Origin of the sequence: Saccharobesus litoralis, assembly GCF_003063625.1 — a bacterium.
GTDB lineage: Bacteria > Pseudomonadota > Gammaproteobacteria > Enterobacterales > Alteromonadaceae > Saccharobesus > Saccharobesus litoralis.
Window position 1 is genome coordinate 485,132 of record NZ_CP026604.1, and the last position, 17,794, is coordinate 502,925.

The following is a 17,794-nucleotide window of genomic DNA, read 5'->3' on the forward strand; positions in this document are numbered from 1 at the left end:
ACCTCCAGTATAAAATAACCAACCCATTTAACTTTAGACAGCGGCATATTGTGGTGATAACATCAAATCAATATACAAATAAAAACATTTACATGTAAATATGCCACACCGTAAATTAACACATATCAGAATTATCGCGTTTACGCTGCTCACCGCATTGAGTTATCAAAGTCAGGCGCAAAGTACTGACCAACACACTGACCAACATTTTCAAGCACTTTTACAAAACAACAAAATATTAAAACAAGGCGAAAAGCAGTTTGCTATGCACTGTGCCGGTTGTCATAAAAAAGACTTAAGCGGGGCGGTTGGCTTTAACTTAAAAGATGGTGAATGGGTCCATGGTGGCAAACCATCTCAAATATTAGCTAGTTTACAAAATGGTTTTGACAAAGCTGGCATGCCTGGGTTTGCCCGTATATTGAGTCAAAGTGATCAAGAAGCCATTGTCGCTTACATTCTTTCAAAACGTGAAGGTTTTGAAAGCTTAACCTACAAAATTTACCAACTCGAAAGTGACGAAGATAAGTACTACGGCCAAAACGATTTAATCGCTAGCGGTAAACTCAACAAAAATATCGCGGATTTTGAATTACCTGAAATTAAGCACTACGCAATTGAATTTTCGGGAGATTTTCACGTTCCTCAAACAGAGAAAACTTACCTATTTGCTGAGCATGTCAACGGCTTAAATCTAACGCTTGAAAATAACGGCAAGCCAGTTGAATCCGAAGGCTGGAAAGGTATTGTTAAATGGCCTTTAAAATCGGGAAAACAACATCTAAAAATCACTTACATTGCAGGCAAAGAAGGTGCATGGTTACGCAACATCGGCTTTTATGTTGTAAACAAAGACATGTCCATCAAACTTTTTCCAGTCTCAACCAAGGCGTTAGCTGAAAGTAAAAAGAGTACCTATGATATTAAAGCTTTAGCTGGCTATGTGGTTCAACAAAAGAAAATAATCAAACTGCCGCCTTATTCCATGGCAATTGGCGCCCCTCAACAAGTGAACTATGCCTTTAATACCAGAAGCTGTGCCGTTAATGGCCTATGGCACGGCGACATGTTAAATATTGGTCCTAACATTGGAGGGCGAGGTAAAGATGGTAGTATTCCTTTAGGTGATTGGCTATATCACTATCCTCAACAACTCATGCCAACTTTAACCAAAGAGCAAACCTGCTCATTTATTAAATATCGTATTAATGACAACGCGCCTGAATTCACGTTTAAAGTTAACGATTTAACCCTTTCATTAACAACTGATTTTAGTCATAAAAATCAAGCCCGCTTTGTATATAGCGTGCTTGATAACCCGAGTAACCTAACACAAATTTCGTTTGTGTTACCTTCAGCTAAAGGATTAAGCCTCAGTAGCCAACAAGGTAAAGTGCAGCAGCAAACATTAACCGTTGATATTGCTTCTATTAAAAACTTTTCTATACAAATGGCTTGGACAGGAGCTAAACAATAATGAACAAAATTATCCAGCAAGCCATTGGCACTGTAACACTGATCGTTAGTTTTATCGCGAGTGCTCAAGCTCAAACAATTTATAAACCCGACGGCTATTCAATAGAGACAATTGATACCCCCAGCAACGAACGCTTCCATATTACCGGATTAGACACTGATAAAAATGGTGTCGTGTACGTTGCCACACGCTTTGGTGATGTTTGGCAATTAAAAGATAAGCACTGGTCTAAGTTTGCATCCGGATTACACGAACCGACAGGGCTGCTAGTAGAAGACGATGGCTCTATCCTTGTGGCGCACAAACCGCAACTAACACGGCTAGTCGATATCGACAACGATGGGGTTGCTGAAGACTATATTAATGTGGCCAGTGGTTGGGATTTTCATAATGACTATCATGAATTCAACTTTGGCCCAGTCAAAGATAAACAGGGTAATTACCATGGTACGTTAAACCTTGGCTTTCAGGGTGGCTGGGGCGGTTATCGTGGGTTTGCTTACAAAGTTACACCAAAAGGTGAATTTAAACCCTATTCTTGGGGCTTGCGCTCTCCTGCCGGAATCGGTATCAACCCTGAAGGTGAAATATTTTTTACCGATAATCAAGGCGGCTGGGTTGGCACATCTAAAATGCATTTATTAGAAGAAGGAAAGTTCTATGGTGCCCCTAACTCCTTACATCAAGCCCCTGGAGAAAATGGCCAGAATTGGCAAAAAAAGTATACCGTCGCCGACCTCGACCGCATGCGAGAAAAACCCATAATCCAAATGCCACACGGTGAAATAGCGAAATCACCCGGCAACCCAGAGTGGGATTTAACCCAAGGTAAGTTTGGTCCGTTCCAAGATCAAATTTTTATGCCTGATTTAACCATGTCTAATATCTTCCGTGTATTGCTAGAAAAAGTGAATGGTAAATACCAAGGAGCAGTCATCACTTTTATGAATGGTTTTCAAAGCGGAAATATTCGGGCTGAATTCGACAAAAATGGTCATCTTTGGATAGGTCAAACAGCTCGAGGCTGGGGAGCTGCGGGTAGTAAACCATTTGGCTTACAAAAAGTGGTATGGGACGGAACCAACCCATTCGAAATGCTAAATATCAAACTCACTAAAACAGGTTTTAGATTAAGCTTTACCGAAGAAATTGACGCTAATAGTTTTGTAGAGTCAAGTTTTAACGTTCAGCAATGGCATTATCATTACCACAAAAAATATGGTTCAGAAAAAGTCGACTTAACCACTATCAATATTAGCAAAATGCGTTTGTCGCCTGATCATAAGCAGATTGAAATCGATATGCCCTTAACGGCTGGTAAAGTAGTCGGCATTGATTTTTCTGGGTTAACCAGCAAAAGTCAACGCAAAGCATCATCAAGCAAAGTGTTCTATACGTTAAATCAAGTCTACAAATAATCACTAAAATATAGTCTTCTCGCTCAGGCTTTATGGTTCATTGTCAGCGCTTACTCACCCCAATCACATAATAGAGCATATGCTCATGGGGGTTCGAAGCTCGACGGCTTCCCCTAAAACCAGATCGCTTTGACTATACAAAAAAAATCAACGCCTGCTAATCACTAATTAGCAGGCGGATTCAGATACATATGTTGTTATAAATCAAATGATATTGAGCGTATCATAGGCAGACCTCAGTTGGCCTATTGATTCTTCTTGGGCGTTAACTAAACAGACTGTATCTATTAATGTTTTATTAATGCCTGAGTTGTCTGAAATAGACTGCATCGCATCAGGACAACCATGCTCATAAACTTCAATCAGATCAATGATGGTACGAATACCGGCCTTTCTAATTAAATTTGTCTCGTTCTTAAATTCTAAACACAATCGAGCCTGCGCCATCCAATCAACAATGACTCGCGGTTTATAGGAGGTTTTAATAATAACCTCGATCAAACTGGCGTGAGCTAAGTTTTGCACATTATCAATGCCCAGTTCCGTTAAGCGACTTTTATGAAAACCATTAATCCCTTCAATCATATCTAATTGCAGTTCATTAGCGCTATGTTTGCCACGCGCAAAAATATGACTAAGCCCTTCTCGCATAAACATAATGGCTCTTTCTGGAAACAGGCCAATAAAAAATGAGATCACTAAAAACTGTGCTTCAAACTCTTGTGCTTTATCTTGCATAAAATACTGGAAAACAACCGCAACCAACACACTGTAAATCATGCGCATCACGACACTGTAATAGGCGCCGGGTGGCAAATCTAATGTCATCATACGACGAAATATAAATTGAATTGCCCACACATACGCGCCAAGAAAAGCCATAGCCGCACAAACGACGTTGCGCTTAAATGCGTGGCTCATACCTAAAAAGTCTGCGTTGTCTACCCAAGTAATTCCGTCAAACAGTAACATTGCCGAATTAGACAGTAAAATTGTAAAAAATACGATGCAAATTAACGACACCAACAGTAGGGGTAAAAAGTAATCTGTTGGCTTGTGATCTTGATTTAAATGAAATGAAAAGGTATCCGGTAAATCATGGCTCTCAAATTGTTGCTTAAGGTTGGCAACTGACTCATGTTTTTTAGGTAAGCTAACTCGAATATAAGTAATTGCAGTTAAAGGTAAAAACAATACCAAAAAACAAATACTAACGCCTTCTTTCCAATCTTGATGACTACCTAGCGACGTCGTCATTAGCCCCCCGTAAAGCACTATACTTGCCACGAGTAAAATTAACGACCAAGCCCGTTTTAAATGGTTTATTTCTGAAAATGTATTGTCCATTTTTATTATTATAATTTATCAGCCACGCAATTTAACAATATTAAGCTAGGGTTAATAAAAAGACAATCCTATTACACTCCATTACACATACAGCATTGCTGATAAGTGCTTACGTTTTAATATGTCATCTAATTGCAACACAGATCCCACATAACCGCTTAAAACTTCGGCATACCATTAACATCAGATGTCAACTTAATTAAAACCACACCCCACTGTCACACTTTAATCTTACTGTCATCTTTCGTTAAAAAATAAGCCACACAAATGACATAGCATGCTCGCGAATTATTTGTGCCGATATGGGCAAAGGTAAACAGGAAATAACAATGAAAATGACAACAGTAGGTATGCTTACTACACTCGCAACTTGCCTAAGTTTAGCTGCGTGTTCTGGTGATTCACAACCTAACGAAGAAACGGCAACTGATAATATTTTGGCAAGCTATACCATTGAAAACCACAACGGATTATCACGCATTAGTGCCAAATTTAACTATGGTGGAATAAACGGCAAACCGCTTACTTATGAAGAACAGGACAAGGTTATCGTTGCCGTTAATAACACAGAAAAGCCTTTAAGCTATAACACCTTAGCTTATAGTAAAAAGCAGTACCAACCATTTAACAATGACGCCAATAACGTAGCGTATCAAGCTAATATCCAAATAGAAAAAGACCAACAAAAAGAGCCCATTAGCATGTCTTTGTATCGAGCACACGGTGAAGATGCTATTAACTCAAGCGTTGTACTACCTGAAGAGTTTAGTATTTACTCACCGCAATCGGGTGAGGTCTATGCCGCTAGCGAATCAATCGCGATAAGCTGGCAAGCACCACAAGATATTCAAGATAGTGAATTACGTTATGAGCTAAGCTGCCGCCAAACAAACGGCGAAATTATCTACTCAGGTGATGTTCAAACCATCCAGGACGACGGTAACTATAGTTTAGATATATCTAATCTGTCTGTTCTTTCGCACCAAGATTTAGATACACAGCGCCAATGTGATCTCAATATTCAGTTAGCTCGACCACAACAAGGTCAAGTTGATGAGGTATTTTTAGCCGGTAGTCAGATAACCGCTTATCAAGTCGAATCAATTAGCCGTTTATTAATAAACCCAACACAATAAATCAACCAAATAATCGACCAATAATCAAAGGAACCGAACAATCCAGTCGGTTCCTTTTTTATTAATTTCAGTATCTACTCAGCGTAATTTGTTTTACGCGCCTTAGTATTGGTAATTACTTCGTCTTTGCCGTGCCTACAGGACGTAGGTACTTAGGTTTCGTCTGGAACAAGAAACCTGCGAATGCGGTAATCTAGTGACTTTGTTTAGTAAACGTGAGCTCCGTTTACTTTAATAAAGGCACTGGATACCTGAATACTCAGGTATGACGGTAATTTTTTATACCAGCGGGAGAAATTCAATTCTATTTATATACACGCTGAGTAGTTACTAATTACATTTATATTGCTTTATTAACCTCCAACACTACAGAAGACACATGGCCTTGCGTATCAGGGAAAGTTAAGCGCACTTGGTTATTTTTCTTAAGTAAACTCATCGGCACTGGTATTTCAATTGCGCCAAAAAAATCTTTGCGATTCGCTTGATCATAACCAGCCCAGTCATTGGGCACTGTAACCGAAGAGCCATTAATCGTGACTATTGGTTGTTTCGATTTGTCATGCTTACGACCAATACTCATGCGCAGCAATGCTGTAGAATGCTGTTGCGAACTTGTGGTTAAATCCACTTGGTTAAACTTTATTGTGATCGGCTGATTAGCTTTAATGGGTTGTAAAAAGTCATCAGAATAATAAGTTTCACGTCGTAGTTGTGTATCTGCTTTAACGGTTTTATTAAACTGATATTGATAAACTACCGTTTCATACGGTGCTAGCTCAATCACGTTAGCCGCTAATTGCGATGAAGAAACATAACCAGAAACTTTTTTACTATCAACTTGCAACGTTGCAGGGCTATCGGTAGGTACAGCTAAACGCTTTAGCGTTAAATTTTTATATTGATAACCCGCGCCAGCGCCAACAGCTAAATTCACCGTTTTGCTTTCATCTTCAAGATTATTAAGCGCTATATACACCGTATCACCATCGACATAAGCCTTGGTTTGAATATCAGGATCGCTACTCTCTGTTGCTAAACGATTACCCTTTACCTCATTCCACAGTTGATAAAACTTAATTTTAGGGGTCGGCAGATAATTATTTTTATCTTTAGGATTAATAAACTCGTAACGATTGGTATTGGTGTTTAAGCGAATTTTAGCTGGATCTGGACGCCACAATGTAGCTGAATAGGGATGCCCCTCGTGAGTCGGCCAATACCATGTTGCATGCCCTGTAATAAATGGAATCGAGGTTAAAATACGTTCCTCCCTATCCAAAAACTCCATCAACATATGGTTGTATGATTTAATCTCTTGGCTAGCAATCGTTTCATCGTAAAAATATTCTTGGTCTTTTTTACTTTTCGCATTAGGTAACTTGGGTCTATCAATAATGCCGCCATATTCGGTTAATGCATGAGGTTTGACCTTGTCCCACTTCACCATTGAATAGGTTTCAATAATATCGATTATGGCTTGAGCATTACTGCCCGAACGTCGATTGGATTGCCCAGTTACATTCACCCCGTCGTATAAATGAAAAGAAAACGAGTCTATATAATCACCCGCTCTGTCCATAAACATTTTTTGGCGTTCTTTAAAATGATTAAAATCATTGAGCTCTAACGAAGGCCACGCCGAGCTAAAACCCATAACATACATATCCTTTAAAGCTGGACGTTTATCAAACTCTTTACCAATTTCTTTAAACCAATCACTCATGTGTTGGGTCATAACAAAATTTTTCTTTGCATCCCAACCACCAGGCACAAAATCTTTGGCATGCACAAAAGGTTCATTCATCGGTTCAAAAAACAACGGCCGAGATTCGTCCGTGTAATAGTATTCAAAATAATCAGCCGCCCAACGAGCACCTTCGACAATATTATCGTTTAAGTCCGTCACGACAGTGCGAGGGTGTTCAGTCATGACTGAACGATTACTGTAAGTCGATCGTAATTTATGATTATTAAAACTTTCTATACTTTTTTTGCCTTCAATCTTGGCGGTTTCTGTTGAAGGATAAGACTGTTTTAACGCTTTCGCCGTGCTCATCGGCCCCCAAAATTGACGCCCTACCCCAGCATTCAATTCATTGCGCATATAATCCACATCTTCAACATCATATAGCCAAGCATTAAACTGTGAGTCATGTTGATTAAAAAACTTTTGCCTATCTAACGTTAAGGAATCATCAAAATATTGCAAAGTATTGATATCGACTCTGACATTAACTGCATCGGCAGGGATCACCACAGGCTCAACAACCTCTTTGTGGTTATTAGTACCATTGGTACACGCAGCTAAAGCGAAAGGAATAAGTAAAGATGTTAATCGAAAGTCATTAGATATAGGCATAGCCAAACTCAAAGTTATTGTTACGTATTTGTAACTTATGCAAAAACACACAAATTACAACACAAATCACAATTAAACATCAAGTTTTATATTTAATTTAACCAATCATTTTCAGCAGAAATACTGCTCAAAAAAAGACGATTGGAAATAAAGAAAGTAAGAAAATTAACAATAGAAAGTGCTCTCAGATTGTTGAGGTTAAATTCAGGTTTGCACAGACTTGACGACTGTGGCGGTAAACTTGTACTTCAAAGAACAATTTAAAACACAAACAGGATCTTGGCGCTCTAATTGCTATGTCTTAATAACCTTGTATTACTGCGCAAGATTTTTCGCAATTTGCAACAGACAGACATAAAAGAGGCAAGCTATTATGAACAAACATCTGGGCGAAATTTGGCAAGTCGTTGACAGCCGCAACTTCGGTGGTATTGAAAGCCATATATTGCAACTCAGCCAAGGCTTACAAATCATGGGGCTAACGCCACGCGTGGTATTTTTGAATCATTATGGCGAGCATCCATTATTTCGCTTGCTGAAAAAAGCCAACATCCCCTATTTAGTGCGTAAAGCTTGTTCAATACAATCGCTAATTAAGACGCACCAACCTGCTCTAATCCACACCCATGGCTATAAAGCCGGCATAGTGATGCGTATAATAGGTAGATTAAGTGGTACGCCTGTTATTAGTACTTATCATGCTGGAGAAACACCAAAAGGCAAAGTATGGTTGTACGACTGGATTGATAGATATACAGGCCACTTAGCCAAATGGCGCTTTGCTGTCAGTGCCAGTATTCAACAAAAACTTCCTACCCATGCTGAACAAGCTAAAAACTTTATCAATAGTCGGCAACTGACCAAAGGCGATGGCCAACAAGTCGCCTTTGTTGGTCGCTTGAGTTTTGAAAAGGGTATTAATCAGTTAATCGCGATAGCCAAACAACTACCCCACGTTGATATCCATGTTTATGGCGATGGCCCCGCTAAACAACAATTGTTAAGCGCAAGATTAAAGAATTTACACTTACATGGACAACAACATCACATGCCTCATGTATGGCGACAAATAGGTTTACTCTTGCTGCCATCACTACAAGAAGGTTTGCCTATGGTTGCCTTAGAGGCCATGGCACGCGGCATTCCCGTAGTAGCCAGCCGAGTGGGCGCGTTGCCAGAGCTGATAACACATAAGAAAAATGGTTGGCTAATAAATGTTGGTGATATTCACGGCTATTGCCAAGCAATTATGCGCTGGCATGCCCTGCCCGCCATTCAACAGGCCAGTTTAAGCCGCAAAGCCAAAAAGGTGGTCGACACAGACTACTCTGTTGAAGCTGTGATGCCACATTTTATTCAAAGATACCGTCAGGCCATGTGTGGTTGAGATATCGAAGGCTAGGACAGGTTTTCTTTGCGCTGGCTTTGCGCTAAAACGCCACCTTATTATTAAGGTGGCGTTTTTAGTTGGGGTTAACAACAGCTTTGCAAAATGCAAAAAAACAACTTAGCAGTTTGCAAACATCAAATTAAAGAATACAAAAAACACATACAAAACAATCAGTTAAAACATTGGAACAGGCTTTGCTCTATGGCTATTAAACGTTAAACATATGAGATTGATTATGCCTGCAAATCCAGCAAAAATTTTATTCGTCCATTATGGCGAGCAAGTATACCGCGGCAGTGAAGTTTGTTTGATCAACTTAATCGCCAATTTGGATCGTAACTGTTTTGAGCCTGTCCTGTGGTGTAACTCGCCTGAGATTGCCGCAGTTGGCAAAAGCCATAATATCGAAGTGATCCGTAGCGACTTTAGTTTGTTGCTCGGCTGGCAAGCACCGCGTTTTAACGTTAAAGCATTTTGGCAACAGGTTCGCCAAGGTCAGCAAATTATTAAGCAGCACAACATTGATTTAGTACATTGCAACAGCGCAGCGCCAACTCAATGGATGGTTGCCGCCTGTCGATTAACTGATATTCCATTATTAAGCCATTTGCATTCGTCTTATCCATTACGTGATCGCATTACGCTCGGGTTACATGCCGCTAATAAAGTAGTTTGCGTTAACAACGAAATCAAAAAGCAACTGACTGACGATGGTATGCCAGACGAGCGCATTAGTGTTATCGCTAATGGATTAGACATGGACAAACTACAACGCATTTTTCCGATTGACGTACGCCAGCAGCTTAAACTGCAATACGATGATATTTTGCTGGCTTCAACAGGCTATTTAACCCCAGTTAAAGGCATGGATTTATGTATTGAAGCCGTGGCCGAGTTAGAGCACGTGCATAATATTAAAGCGCATCTCATGCTAATAGGCGATGGACCCGAATGGGACAACCTAGTAACACTTGCAACCAAGTTAGGAGTAAAAGATCGAGTCCATTTAATGGATAGCAGTGACTTGGTCACCAGTATGCTTTGGGACAATGCCGACATTTACCTTTCAGGATCAAGACAAGAAGCATTTGGTTTAGCCATTGCCGAAGCGGGTGTGGCGAATATTCCTGTCGTAGCGCCGCAAGTAGGCGGTGTCCCTATGATAGTCAAACATGAAAAAACCGGCTTGTTATATCCAGCGCAAAATGTCAAAGCAATGGCGACTCAAGTGGCTCGTTTAGTCGAGAACACTCAGTTACGTCACCATTTAGCTCGAGCACTTAAACAACATGTGGCCGATAATTTTACGATTGACCATTACACACAACATTTTGCCAGCACCTATCGTCAACTAATCCGCCAACAGCAACAAAACAAGCTTAAGCATGATTGGTCTATCAGTTTGACACCATTCAAACGATTAGCGTCTATTGCTTGGCGCCAATTCAGCCATCGATTAGGCAATATCCAAATTAAACAAGACAGTTAAACAAGACACCCAACAGCGATAGGAACCAAGCATGTTTAAATTCATTACCACACGCATTAAGTCAGTTTTTAAGCCTAAATCGCTAGCAACTATTTGGGTTTACGACCCCATAACATTTAATGGCGGCTCAAAGCTAGCGACGCAAAACGTTTTGGATTTAGTGGCAACGACCTCTTGTCATATTAAGGTACTAACCCGCTCGCCCGCTGATTGGCAAACATGGGCTACCCGTATTAACCATCATTGTATTAACCAGAATAGCGATTGCAACCAAGCGGCGACGTCTACCGTATCCATTCATACTCTTTATGAATTAGGTTACATAGCCAAATTTGAACAAGGGATCGGCTATTTTATTCGCCATGGTTTGCTCGCCACACAACTGATATTACGCAGACTATTCACCCATAAAGCAGAAATAATTTTAGCCACTTCGGGCCCAGGCGTTGACCTAGCGGCTTATATGCTTGACGCTTTTAATCGTATTATTGAGCCATCTTCATCAGCAACAAGCGGTGTCTTTCAATTAGTTCAAGGGCCTGTTGCCACAAGTAAAACCATAGCCAAATGCCTAACTCGTGCTCAGGCTCTATGCTATTTACCATCTTGTTTATCCAGTATTGAACAAAACATTGAAAAATCCGCTAACCCAGTTGTTCAAACGCAATTCGCGCAGATGAAGCAGCAAGGTAAATTATTCGAGCTCAATAATGGTATTAATCAACACAATTGGCCAAGCCCAACCCAGAACCATTGCCAGAGCAAGGGAAAAGGCCATGCTAGCAAGCCTATACGTATATTTTGGGCAGCCTCACTATTAAAATGGAAAGGCTTAGATACCTTACTAACCGCGTTGAATTTATTCACCGATAACGAAAGACCACAAGCGAGTATTTGTTTTATACGGCCAAAACAATGTGAATTGGCCGTTACACAAGCCCCACAGCCAATTAATCAAGTTACTTGGTTTGAACAACCCAAAAACTTAGATTCCATTCGCAGCCAACATCAAATATTTGTATCAACCAGTCAAAATGAACCCTTTGGCCTAGCCATTTTAGAAGCATTGGCTGCCGGACTAACCGTGGTGATCCCAGCTGATGGCGCATATTGGGATCAACAATTAACCCATGGTGAAAATTGTTTTAAATATAAAGCGAACGATGCGTTCGACTTGAAAGTCAAGCTTGAGGCCTTAGTCAACAATCCGCTGATTGTCGATGAAATTGGTAAGGCGGGACAAAAACTGGCTGCAAAATACCACGGAGAAGCAACCTACCAACCCGTTAGCCAAATTATCGTACAACAAATAAAAGGTAATCAACCACACGCCAACGCTGATCAGCAAACAAAAACAGATAATGTTAATGGCAATCTCCCTACCAGCCTTAAACAAACCCAGTTGTCCAAATAGGGAGAAGTCAATGCAATTGTTAAATCCTAAAAACGAGACTCAAACATGGCTGGCGAGCCGATTAGTTCAAATCAAATTGCCTAAGGCGTTAATACACACCTTAATGTATGGCGTTAGTATCGTGTTTATGAAAGGCTTATCGCTAATTTTACTGCCCTTTTTAACTCATGCGCTTAGCCAGCAAGAATACGGCCAATTAGAAGTACTAAGCAGTATCGCAATTTTAGGTAGCGTTCTCGCCGGCTTAGGTTTAGCTGAAGCTTTATTTCGTTTTTATGGATTGAGTAAAACCACTGACGAAGCACAAAGCCATGCCGCCCACTTACTATTGCTAGCCATATTGGTCGCCGCAGCTATGGCGAGTTTAGCTTGGGTTTGTTACCCACAAGTGCAATCTATTTTGCCTGGGTATTTACCCGCCAACACAGTGTTAATCGTTTTGCTCACCATATCACTCGAAGCCATTATCGCCGTTGCATTAGGCTGGTTGCGTTTACAAGATAAAGTGGGGCTATTTTGTACCTTAACCTGTGGTAGAGCGTTATTACAACTGCTACTCACCTTTTACTGGGTTGAGTTAGGACAGGGTGTTAACGGTATCGTTTTAGCGGGTTTTATTGCTGCTACCATTCAAGCATTTTTGTTGTTAATGCATTTTGCTAATGATCTAAACCGACACCTTGTAAAGCGCAGCATACTTAACTTTTCATTACTAAAATCTTACTTACAATATTGCACGCCCATTATGCTAAGCGGGTTAATTGCTTTTGGCTTGATGGGGGTAGACAAGTGGTTTTTAGCTAAGTATGCCGATTTAAATCAAGTCGCCATTTTAGGTGTTGCCAGTAAGTTTGCGTTAGCCACCGTTATCTTGTTGCAACCCTATACCATGTGGTGGTCGCCAAAGCGCTTTCAAGTATTACAACAACAAGGACAGCAACTCACTAGCCAATACATTGTTATCGGATTGGCGCTTTTACTATTCATCTGCGTGGTAATGGCTGGTGCTAGTCCGCTTCTAGTGCATTTTTTAGTGCCTGTTTCCTACCAAAATGTGGTGGCTATCATTACGCCTATGATTTTAGCCATGGCCTGCAAAGAAGCGGCAGAGTTAGTCAATATAGGCTGTTTTGTTGGCAAAACCAGCCACAGCCAAATGGCCATTAACGCATTTAGCGCTGGGTTATTCGTGTTGCTGTTATGGTGGTTAACCCCAAGCTTTGGCATGTTCGCTGTAGCATGGGGGTTATTGGCTGTGCAATGTACACGGCTAACCCTATTTTACTTAGTCAGCCAGACCTTTCTAAAGCTAAACTATCCTCTAGGTAAACTACTGCTAATTGGTACAATTAGTACTACGTTAGTCGTGTTACTCCCATATTTAATGACATTGGGTTACAGCGTAACCATGATGAGTCTATGCTTATTAAGTACTTCGACCTTAATTGCTTGGCTATGTGCTAAGGTTTTATGCAATCGAAATGATTTAACTACAGCAGGTTGAAGGTTGAGGCTTCATGTTCGTTAACTTAATTCTTCACCCTATAAAACCAGAGAACATGATGACTCAGATCTTAGCCAATTTACGAAAAAGCTTATCTAGCCCTGTCATTATTATGCTTTTGAGTTTGTTGCTGATAAGTCTAGCATGGCAATTTATTCCTCATCCGGCTGTTGTCGTGGCTGTTGGATTATTGCCGTTAGGCATAGTGTTTGTTTTACATTTTCCTTTTCAAATGGTCATGCTGTTTGTCGTGTTTTCTTTCTTTCGCTTACACGAAGTTTTTCAGCCTTTATACCCATTAAAAATCCCGCTGCTCTTGTCGCTTGCCAGTTTAGGGGCGCTCATTTGGCATATTGGGTTAACTAAAAAAATCAAACCCTACTGGACACGTGAGCTCACTTGGATGAGTGTGTTTTTTGTACTCGTGGTATTTGGCGTATTTATGGCGAGTAACCGGCCAATAGCGATTGCCTACTTTAAAGGTATTTACTGGAAAATTGCCATCATGACATTCGCAATTGCTTGGTTAACCCGCACAGGAAAAGACTTTTTATTTAGTGCACGTTTAATTACGTTTAGTGGTATTTGTGTTGGCCTAACGGCGCTGTATAACAAAGCGAATAATTTAGAAATGGTTGAAGAAACCCGAGTGACTATTGGCCGCTCAATCGGCTCAGTGTTAGGCGATCCGAATGATCTGGCTTTAGTGTTAATGTTCCCTGCCGCATTTGCGCTAGCGCTAGTACTAAATAAACAACTCGGGCGGGGTACGCGATTTATCGGTTTAATCGGTGCGCCGGTATTATTTATGGCCATTATCGCCACTCAAAGCCGCGGTGGATTATTGGGAATTTTAACCGTGTTTGGCATATTCGCTTACCGGCGTATACAAAACAAAGCCTTGTTTTTTATATTAGGCTCGGTGGCTGCCGTGCTACTGTATGCGGTAGCGGGAATTTCAGGCCGCGCTTCAGGTGGTGCCGCAGAAGAAGGGATTGACGCATCGGCAATGGGGCGCTTGTATGCATGGGAAGCGGCATTTGGTATGGCTGTCCATAATCCGCTTACCGGTGTTGGGCTTGATAATTTTTACTCCAATTATTACTTTTACAGCCCTCATTGGGACGGTTTAAACCATGCCGTTCACAGTACTTGGTTTGGCGTTTTAGCTGAAACCGGCTTTTTAGGATTAATTGTTTTTATTGGAATAATAGGCTGTTTAACGCTAAGTGCCTTGCGTACTCAGTCTATATTAGAAAAACGCGCTAGTGCTGGTGAAGCCATCCCTCCTGCTGTTATCGCCGTTAGCCAAGCGGTATTTGCAGGCTTATTAGGCACTATTGTATCTGCTACCTTTTTAACTCAGGGCTTTACTTGGCCAATTTATATTTTAGCAGCGTTAATTGTCGCGGTAGGTAATTGGGTAAAATTCAACCTTCATAATGAATGAAATGGCTTGCCACTAGCCATTTCACGCCAAAATCGTTAGAATCTGCCCACATTTTTACACCTAGTCAAACAAGAGCAGAATTCTCATGGGAAGAAGTTTTGAAAACCGCAAAGCGTCAATGGCAAAAACTCAAGGCGCTAAAACCAAACTTTACTCTAAATACGGCAAAGAAATTTACGTGATCGCCAAAAATGGAGGTACCGATCCTGACGGTAACCTTGCATTACGTCAGGTCATCACCAAAGCCAAAAAAGACCAAGTTCCTGCTCACGTCATTGAAAAAGCCATCGACAAAGCCAAAGGTACTGGTGGTGAAAATTACGAAAACACTCGCTACGAAGGTTTTGGCCCTGGCGGATGTATGGTGATTATTGACTGTTTAACCGACAACACTAACCGAACCATTAAAGACGTACGCAACTGCTTTACCAAAACTGACTCTAAAATTGGTGCCCCTGGTTCAGCTATTCATATGTTTGACCATCAAGCCGTATTCCAATTCAGCGGACAAGATGAAGAAGACGTGTTAGAAACATTAATGATGGCCGATGTTGATGTAGCCGATATTGAAACTGACGAAGAAGGTGTGATTACCGTTTTAGCCGACCACACTGAATTTTATAAAGCCAAAACAGCTTTAACAGACGCCTATGCTGATATTGATTTCAAAACAGAAGAAATCACTTATGTACCACAAACCAGTACAACCATTACCGGTGATGACGTAGCAGTATTTGATAAATTCATGAACATGTTAGACGATTGCGACGACGTACAAGAGGTTTATCACAACGCGGTTGTTGAAGACTAAACCTTAAAACAAGCTACGCAGTAAAAAAATTCATATAAAAACGGCGCTAACATTAGCGCCGTTTTTATTTATAGTCAAAGCGATCAGGTTTTAGGGGCAGGTTTCTAGTTCCAGACGAAACCTAAGTACTTACATCCATGTAAGCAAAGCCGTCAAAGCTACCGCATCCTTGCTCTCGCTCCTTACCTACATCCATGTAGGCAAGCTTCGAATCCCCATGAGCATATGCTCTATTATGTGATTGGGGTCGCCTAAATGGATTTAGGTGTTAGGACGACGCAGGAGCCAAAGTCGAGAGTAAGCGCTGACAATGAACCATAAGACCTGAGCGAGAAGACTATAAGTTTAGTGACTGGCTAAAACCTGACATGCTACCTGCTGTTGATTAAGATCCTCAATCGCATTCATCACACTGCTTGATGTAAATTTAAATCGATACGCAAGTTCACAGCCTGCACTCGCTAACGCCCTAGCGGTCCACACATTACAGGTATTAGTCGCGTGATATTCACCATTGGCTTGGTAAAATTGACTGTCGCCGTACAAGCCTTTACCTAGTTCTGTTAACTTTTTATTTTGCGCCATAGCAAAGCTATGCTCAATAAACGCCTTTAAACTAACTAAGTTAGCTTTGTTGATTTTTCTAGCCACAATTTTACTGTTTTTAAAGTAAAACTCTGGGTCACTATTAAAGCCAACGACATGCATAACGCTTTCGGTTGGCCAAAACAAAGCTTTTAATGCCAAACCAAAAGTAATTTCAGGCGCTTGATAAAACCCTGCATCCCCCCAACCTAATTCAAGATACTTGTAGTTGGCAAACCGAGTATGAAGTTCAGGTAAAATGGATTGAATAGACTGACGTTCGATAACTAAGCCAGTGTGCCAACCATGATCGGCGACAAATACAGTGATAGTACTGGCATTGTTTTTCACTTGTGTAATAGACGGCTCGACCACATAGGGACGATAACTGCAGGCCGATATAAAGACCACAATGCAGATACAAAAAATTCGTAAGCTAAGCATTAATCAATAAACTCAAGTTGGTTAGCTTATGGTGTTAAACTTGACCAAGCTCGCACTTTAACCCTATTTTCTTCTACCGGATAAAGCAATTTACTCATTTCGCCACTAGCTCGGATAGCCCTTAAACCGGTTTGCAAAGCAGTATATATGGCTTGACTGTTTGGATATTTTTTTGAAACGATATAATGGCGGCTTTGCGGAATGCGGACTTTAACCCCTTGAATTGGCATTAAATTTATTTTATTACAACTGTAAGGTAAGCCTTGACTGCCATTCATAACAAGTTCAACAAATAAAATATCACCCCGTTTCTTCGCCATCATATTACACATGTTGTCTATTTTCGATGAATGAATGGTCGCAAAACCCAGTTGATTAAGCGTTTTCCAATCTAGCCACCAACGCCGAGAACTAATAACTGAAAACTGAGTTAAGGCTGATAATAAACTTTTCCCTTGCTGCTGTGCCGTTTGCAAAACTTGTTCAACTTCAGCTAAACGAGATTGCTGAATATAAAAGCCTTTTTCAAACTCTTGGGCTTCAATAACCGCGTCTGATACATAAACAAGCTCATCTTGTTGTAAATCAGTAAACCAGACCGTTTCAGAAGACATAGCGACAGAGCCTTTTTTCGTCTCCAGCAAGGCTCGGGTATAGTTAGGCGTATGCCAAAAACTTAATTCTGCGTTTAAGCCACCAAGGTGTAAGGCTTTACAAATAAGTAGGAGTTCTATGGTTGCTCTGTGGGCATAAGGCGTTTGATAGTCATTCACGTCAAAACAAGATCGACCATCTAACAGCGAATCATATTCCTGCTGGTGATAGGGATTCGCCGCAATCACGACTTTATGCTGCTCAGCTATCGCTTGACGAAAGCAGCAAAGTATTACGACTAACAACAAGCATCGAATACACAACATAAGATGATCGATATAGGCTTTAGAAATATGAATATTCCCCAGCTTAA

At 40.7% G+C, this 17,794-nt stretch carries 13 protein-coding genes; 9 read left to right on the forward strand and 4 right to left on the reverse strand.

Annotation, left to right across the window (positions count from 1 at the left end; translation table 11 throughout):
* Positions 1-100: 100 nt before the first annotated feature.
* Together C2869_RS01830 and C2869_RS01835 are read left to right on the forward strand one after the other, a co-directional pair.
* Positions 101-1,477: a c-type cytochrome gene (locus tag C2869_RS01830; protein WP_108601338.1), complete on the forward strand. Its 1,377-nt coding sequence runs from the start codon at positions 101-103 to the stop codon at positions 1,475-1,477.
* The gene (locus C2869_RS01835; protein ID WP_199915616.1) at positions 1,477-2,895 is read left to right on the forward strand and encodes a hypothetical protein; all 1,419 of its coding nucleotides are present in this window, start codon (positions 1,477-1,479) and stop codon (positions 2,893-2,895) included. The genes C2869_RS01830 and C2869_RS01835 overlap by 1 nt, the downstream gene beginning before the upstream one ends.
* Before the next feature lie 204 nt (positions 2,896-3,099).
* Here the strand turns inward: C2869_RS01835 and C2869_RS01840 are convergent, their stop codons facing one another.
* Positions 3,100-4,152, reverse strand: coding sequence for a hypothetical protein (locus tag C2869_RS01840; protein ID WP_108601339.1), 1,053 nt, complete (start codon positions 4,150-4,152; stop codon positions 3,100-3,102).
* 419 nt (positions 4,153-4,571) lie between these two features.
* Between C2869_RS01840 and C2869_RS01845 the strand changes: the two genes are divergently transcribed.
* Positions 4,572-5,378, forward strand: a complete 807-nt coding sequence (locus C2869_RS01845; protein WP_108601340.1) for a hypothetical protein — start codon at positions 4,572-4,574, stop codon at positions 5,376-5,378.
* A gap of 340 nt (positions 5,379-5,718) precedes the next feature.
* On the opposite strand, the gene C2869_RS01850 is transcribed toward C2869_RS01845, so the two are convergent.
* Positions 5,719-7,740 (reverse strand): carbohydrate-binding protein, encoded by a 2,022-nt coding sequence (locus C2869_RS01850; RefSeq protein ID WP_108601341.1) that lies wholly within the window; start codon positions 7,738-7,740, stop codon positions 5,719-5,721.
* Positions 7,741-8,113: 373 nt separating this feature from the next.
* Here C2869_RS01850 and C2869_RS01855 point away from each other — a divergent pair, with 373 nt between their 5' ends.
* The 6 genes from C2869_RS01855 to C2869_RS01880 all read left to right on the forward strand — a co-directional run bounded on the left by C2869_RS01855 (position 8,114) and on the right by C2869_RS01880 (position 15,798).
* Positions 8,114-9,127 (forward strand): glycosyltransferase family 4 protein, encoded by a 1,014-nt coding sequence (locus C2869_RS01855; RefSeq protein WP_108601342.1) that lies wholly within the window; start codon positions 8,114-8,116, stop codon positions 9,125-9,127.
* A gap of 238 nt (positions 9,128-9,365) precedes the next feature.
* Positions 9,366-10,619 carry a glycosyltransferase family 4 protein gene (locus C2869_RS01860; protein WP_159083988.1) on the forward strand — a complete coding sequence of 418 codons (1,254 nt, stop codon included), beginning with the start codon at positions 9,366-9,368 and terminating at the stop codon, positions 10,617-10,619.
* 31 nt (positions 10,620-10,650) lie between these two features.
* Complete coding sequence (locus C2869_RS01865; RefSeq protein WP_108601344.1) at positions 10,651-12,033, forward strand: glycosyltransferase family 4 protein; 1,383 nt, start codon at positions 10,651-10,653, stop codon at positions 12,031-12,033.
* Positions 12,034-12,043: 10 nt separating this feature from the next.
* The gene (locus tag C2869_RS01870; RefSeq protein WP_108601345.1) at positions 12,044-13,537 is read left to right on the forward strand and encodes a lipopolysaccharide biosynthesis protein; all 1,494 of its coding nucleotides are present in this window, start codon (positions 12,044-12,046) and stop codon (positions 13,535-13,537) included.
* A 13-nt stretch (positions 13,538-13,550) separates the two neighbouring features.
* Entirely contained in the window at positions 13,551-14,987 is a 1,437-nt protein-coding gene (locus C2869_RS01875; protein ID WP_228710736.1) for an O-antigen ligase family protein, read from the forward strand.
* Between the two features lie 85 nt (positions 14,988-15,072).
* Positions 15,073-15,798: a YebC/PmpR family DNA-binding transcriptional regulator gene (locus C2869_RS01880; RefSeq protein ID WP_108601346.1), complete on the forward strand. Its 726-nt coding sequence runs from the start codon at positions 15,073-15,075 to the stop codon at positions 15,796-15,798.
* Between the two features lie 345 nt (positions 15,799-16,143).
* Here C2869_RS01880 and C2869_RS01885 read toward each other — a convergent pair whose 3' ends face one another.
* Together C2869_RS01885 and C2869_RS01890 are read right to left on the reverse strand one after the other, a co-directional pair.
* On the reverse strand, positions 16,144-16,827 hold the full coding sequence (locus C2869_RS01885; protein WP_108601347.1) for a TIGR02117 family protein: 684 nt from the start codon (positions 16,825-16,827) through the stop codon (positions 16,144-16,146).
* Between the two features lie 26 nt (positions 16,828-16,853).
* On the reverse strand, positions 16,854-17,747 hold the full coding sequence (locus C2869_RS01890) for a hypothetical protein (RefSeq protein ID WP_159083989.1): 894 nt from the start codon (positions 17,745-17,747) through the stop codon (positions 16,854-16,856).
* Positions 17,748-17,794: the final 47 nt, after the last annotated feature.

Excerpts from the sequence above, each read along its gene's own strand:
- C2869_RS01830 (WP_108601338.1), top strand. The coding sequence starts at position 101 with ATGCCACACCGTAAATTAACACATATCAGAATTATCGCGTTTACGCTG.
- C2869_RS01835 (WP_199915616.1), top strand. The coding sequence starts at position 1,477 with ATGAACAAAATTATCCAGCAAGCCATTGGCACTGTAACACTGATCGTT.
- C2869_RS01840 (WP_108601339.1), bottom strand. The coding sequence starts at position 4,152 with ATGACGACGTCGCTAGGTAGTCATCAAGATTGGAAAGAAGGCGTTAGT.
- C2869_RS01845 (WP_108601340.1), top strand. The coding sequence starts at position 4,572 with ATGAAAATGACAACAGTAGGTATGCTTACTACACTCGCAACTTGCCTA.
- C2869_RS01850 (WP_108601341.1), bottom strand. The coding sequence starts at position 7,740 with ATGCCTATATCTAATGACTTTCGATTAACATCTTTACTTATTCCTTTC.
- C2869_RS01855 (WP_108601342.1), top strand. The coding sequence starts at position 8,114 with ATGAACAAACATCTGGGCGAAATTTGGCAAGTCGTTGACAGCCGCAAC.
- C2869_RS01860 (WP_159083988.1), top strand. The coding sequence starts at position 9,366 with ATGCCTGCAAATCCAGCAAAAATTTTATTCGTCCATTATGGCGAGCAA.
- C2869_RS01865 (WP_108601344.1), top strand. The coding sequence starts at position 10,651 with ATGTTTAAATTCATTACCACACGCATTAAGTCAGTTTTTAAGCCTAAA.
- C2869_RS01870 (WP_108601345.1), top strand. The coding sequence starts at position 12,044 with ATGCAATTGTTAAATCCTAAAAACGAGACTCAAACATGGCTGGCGAGC.
- C2869_RS01875 (WP_228710736.1), top strand. The coding sequence starts at position 13,551 with ATGTTCGTTAACTTAATTCTTCACCCTATAAAACCAGAGAACATGATG.
- C2869_RS01880 (WP_108601346.1), top strand. The coding sequence starts at position 15,073 with ATGGGAAGAAGTTTTGAAAACCGCAAAGCGTCAATGGCAAAAACTCAA.
- C2869_RS01885 (WP_108601347.1), bottom strand. The coding sequence starts at position 16,827 with ATGCTTAGCTTACGAATTTTTTGTATCTGCATTGTGGTCTTTATATCG.
- C2869_RS01890 (WP_159083989.1), bottom strand. The coding sequence starts at position 17,747 with ATGTTGTGTATTCGATGCTTGTTGTTAGTCGTAATACTTTGCTGCTTT.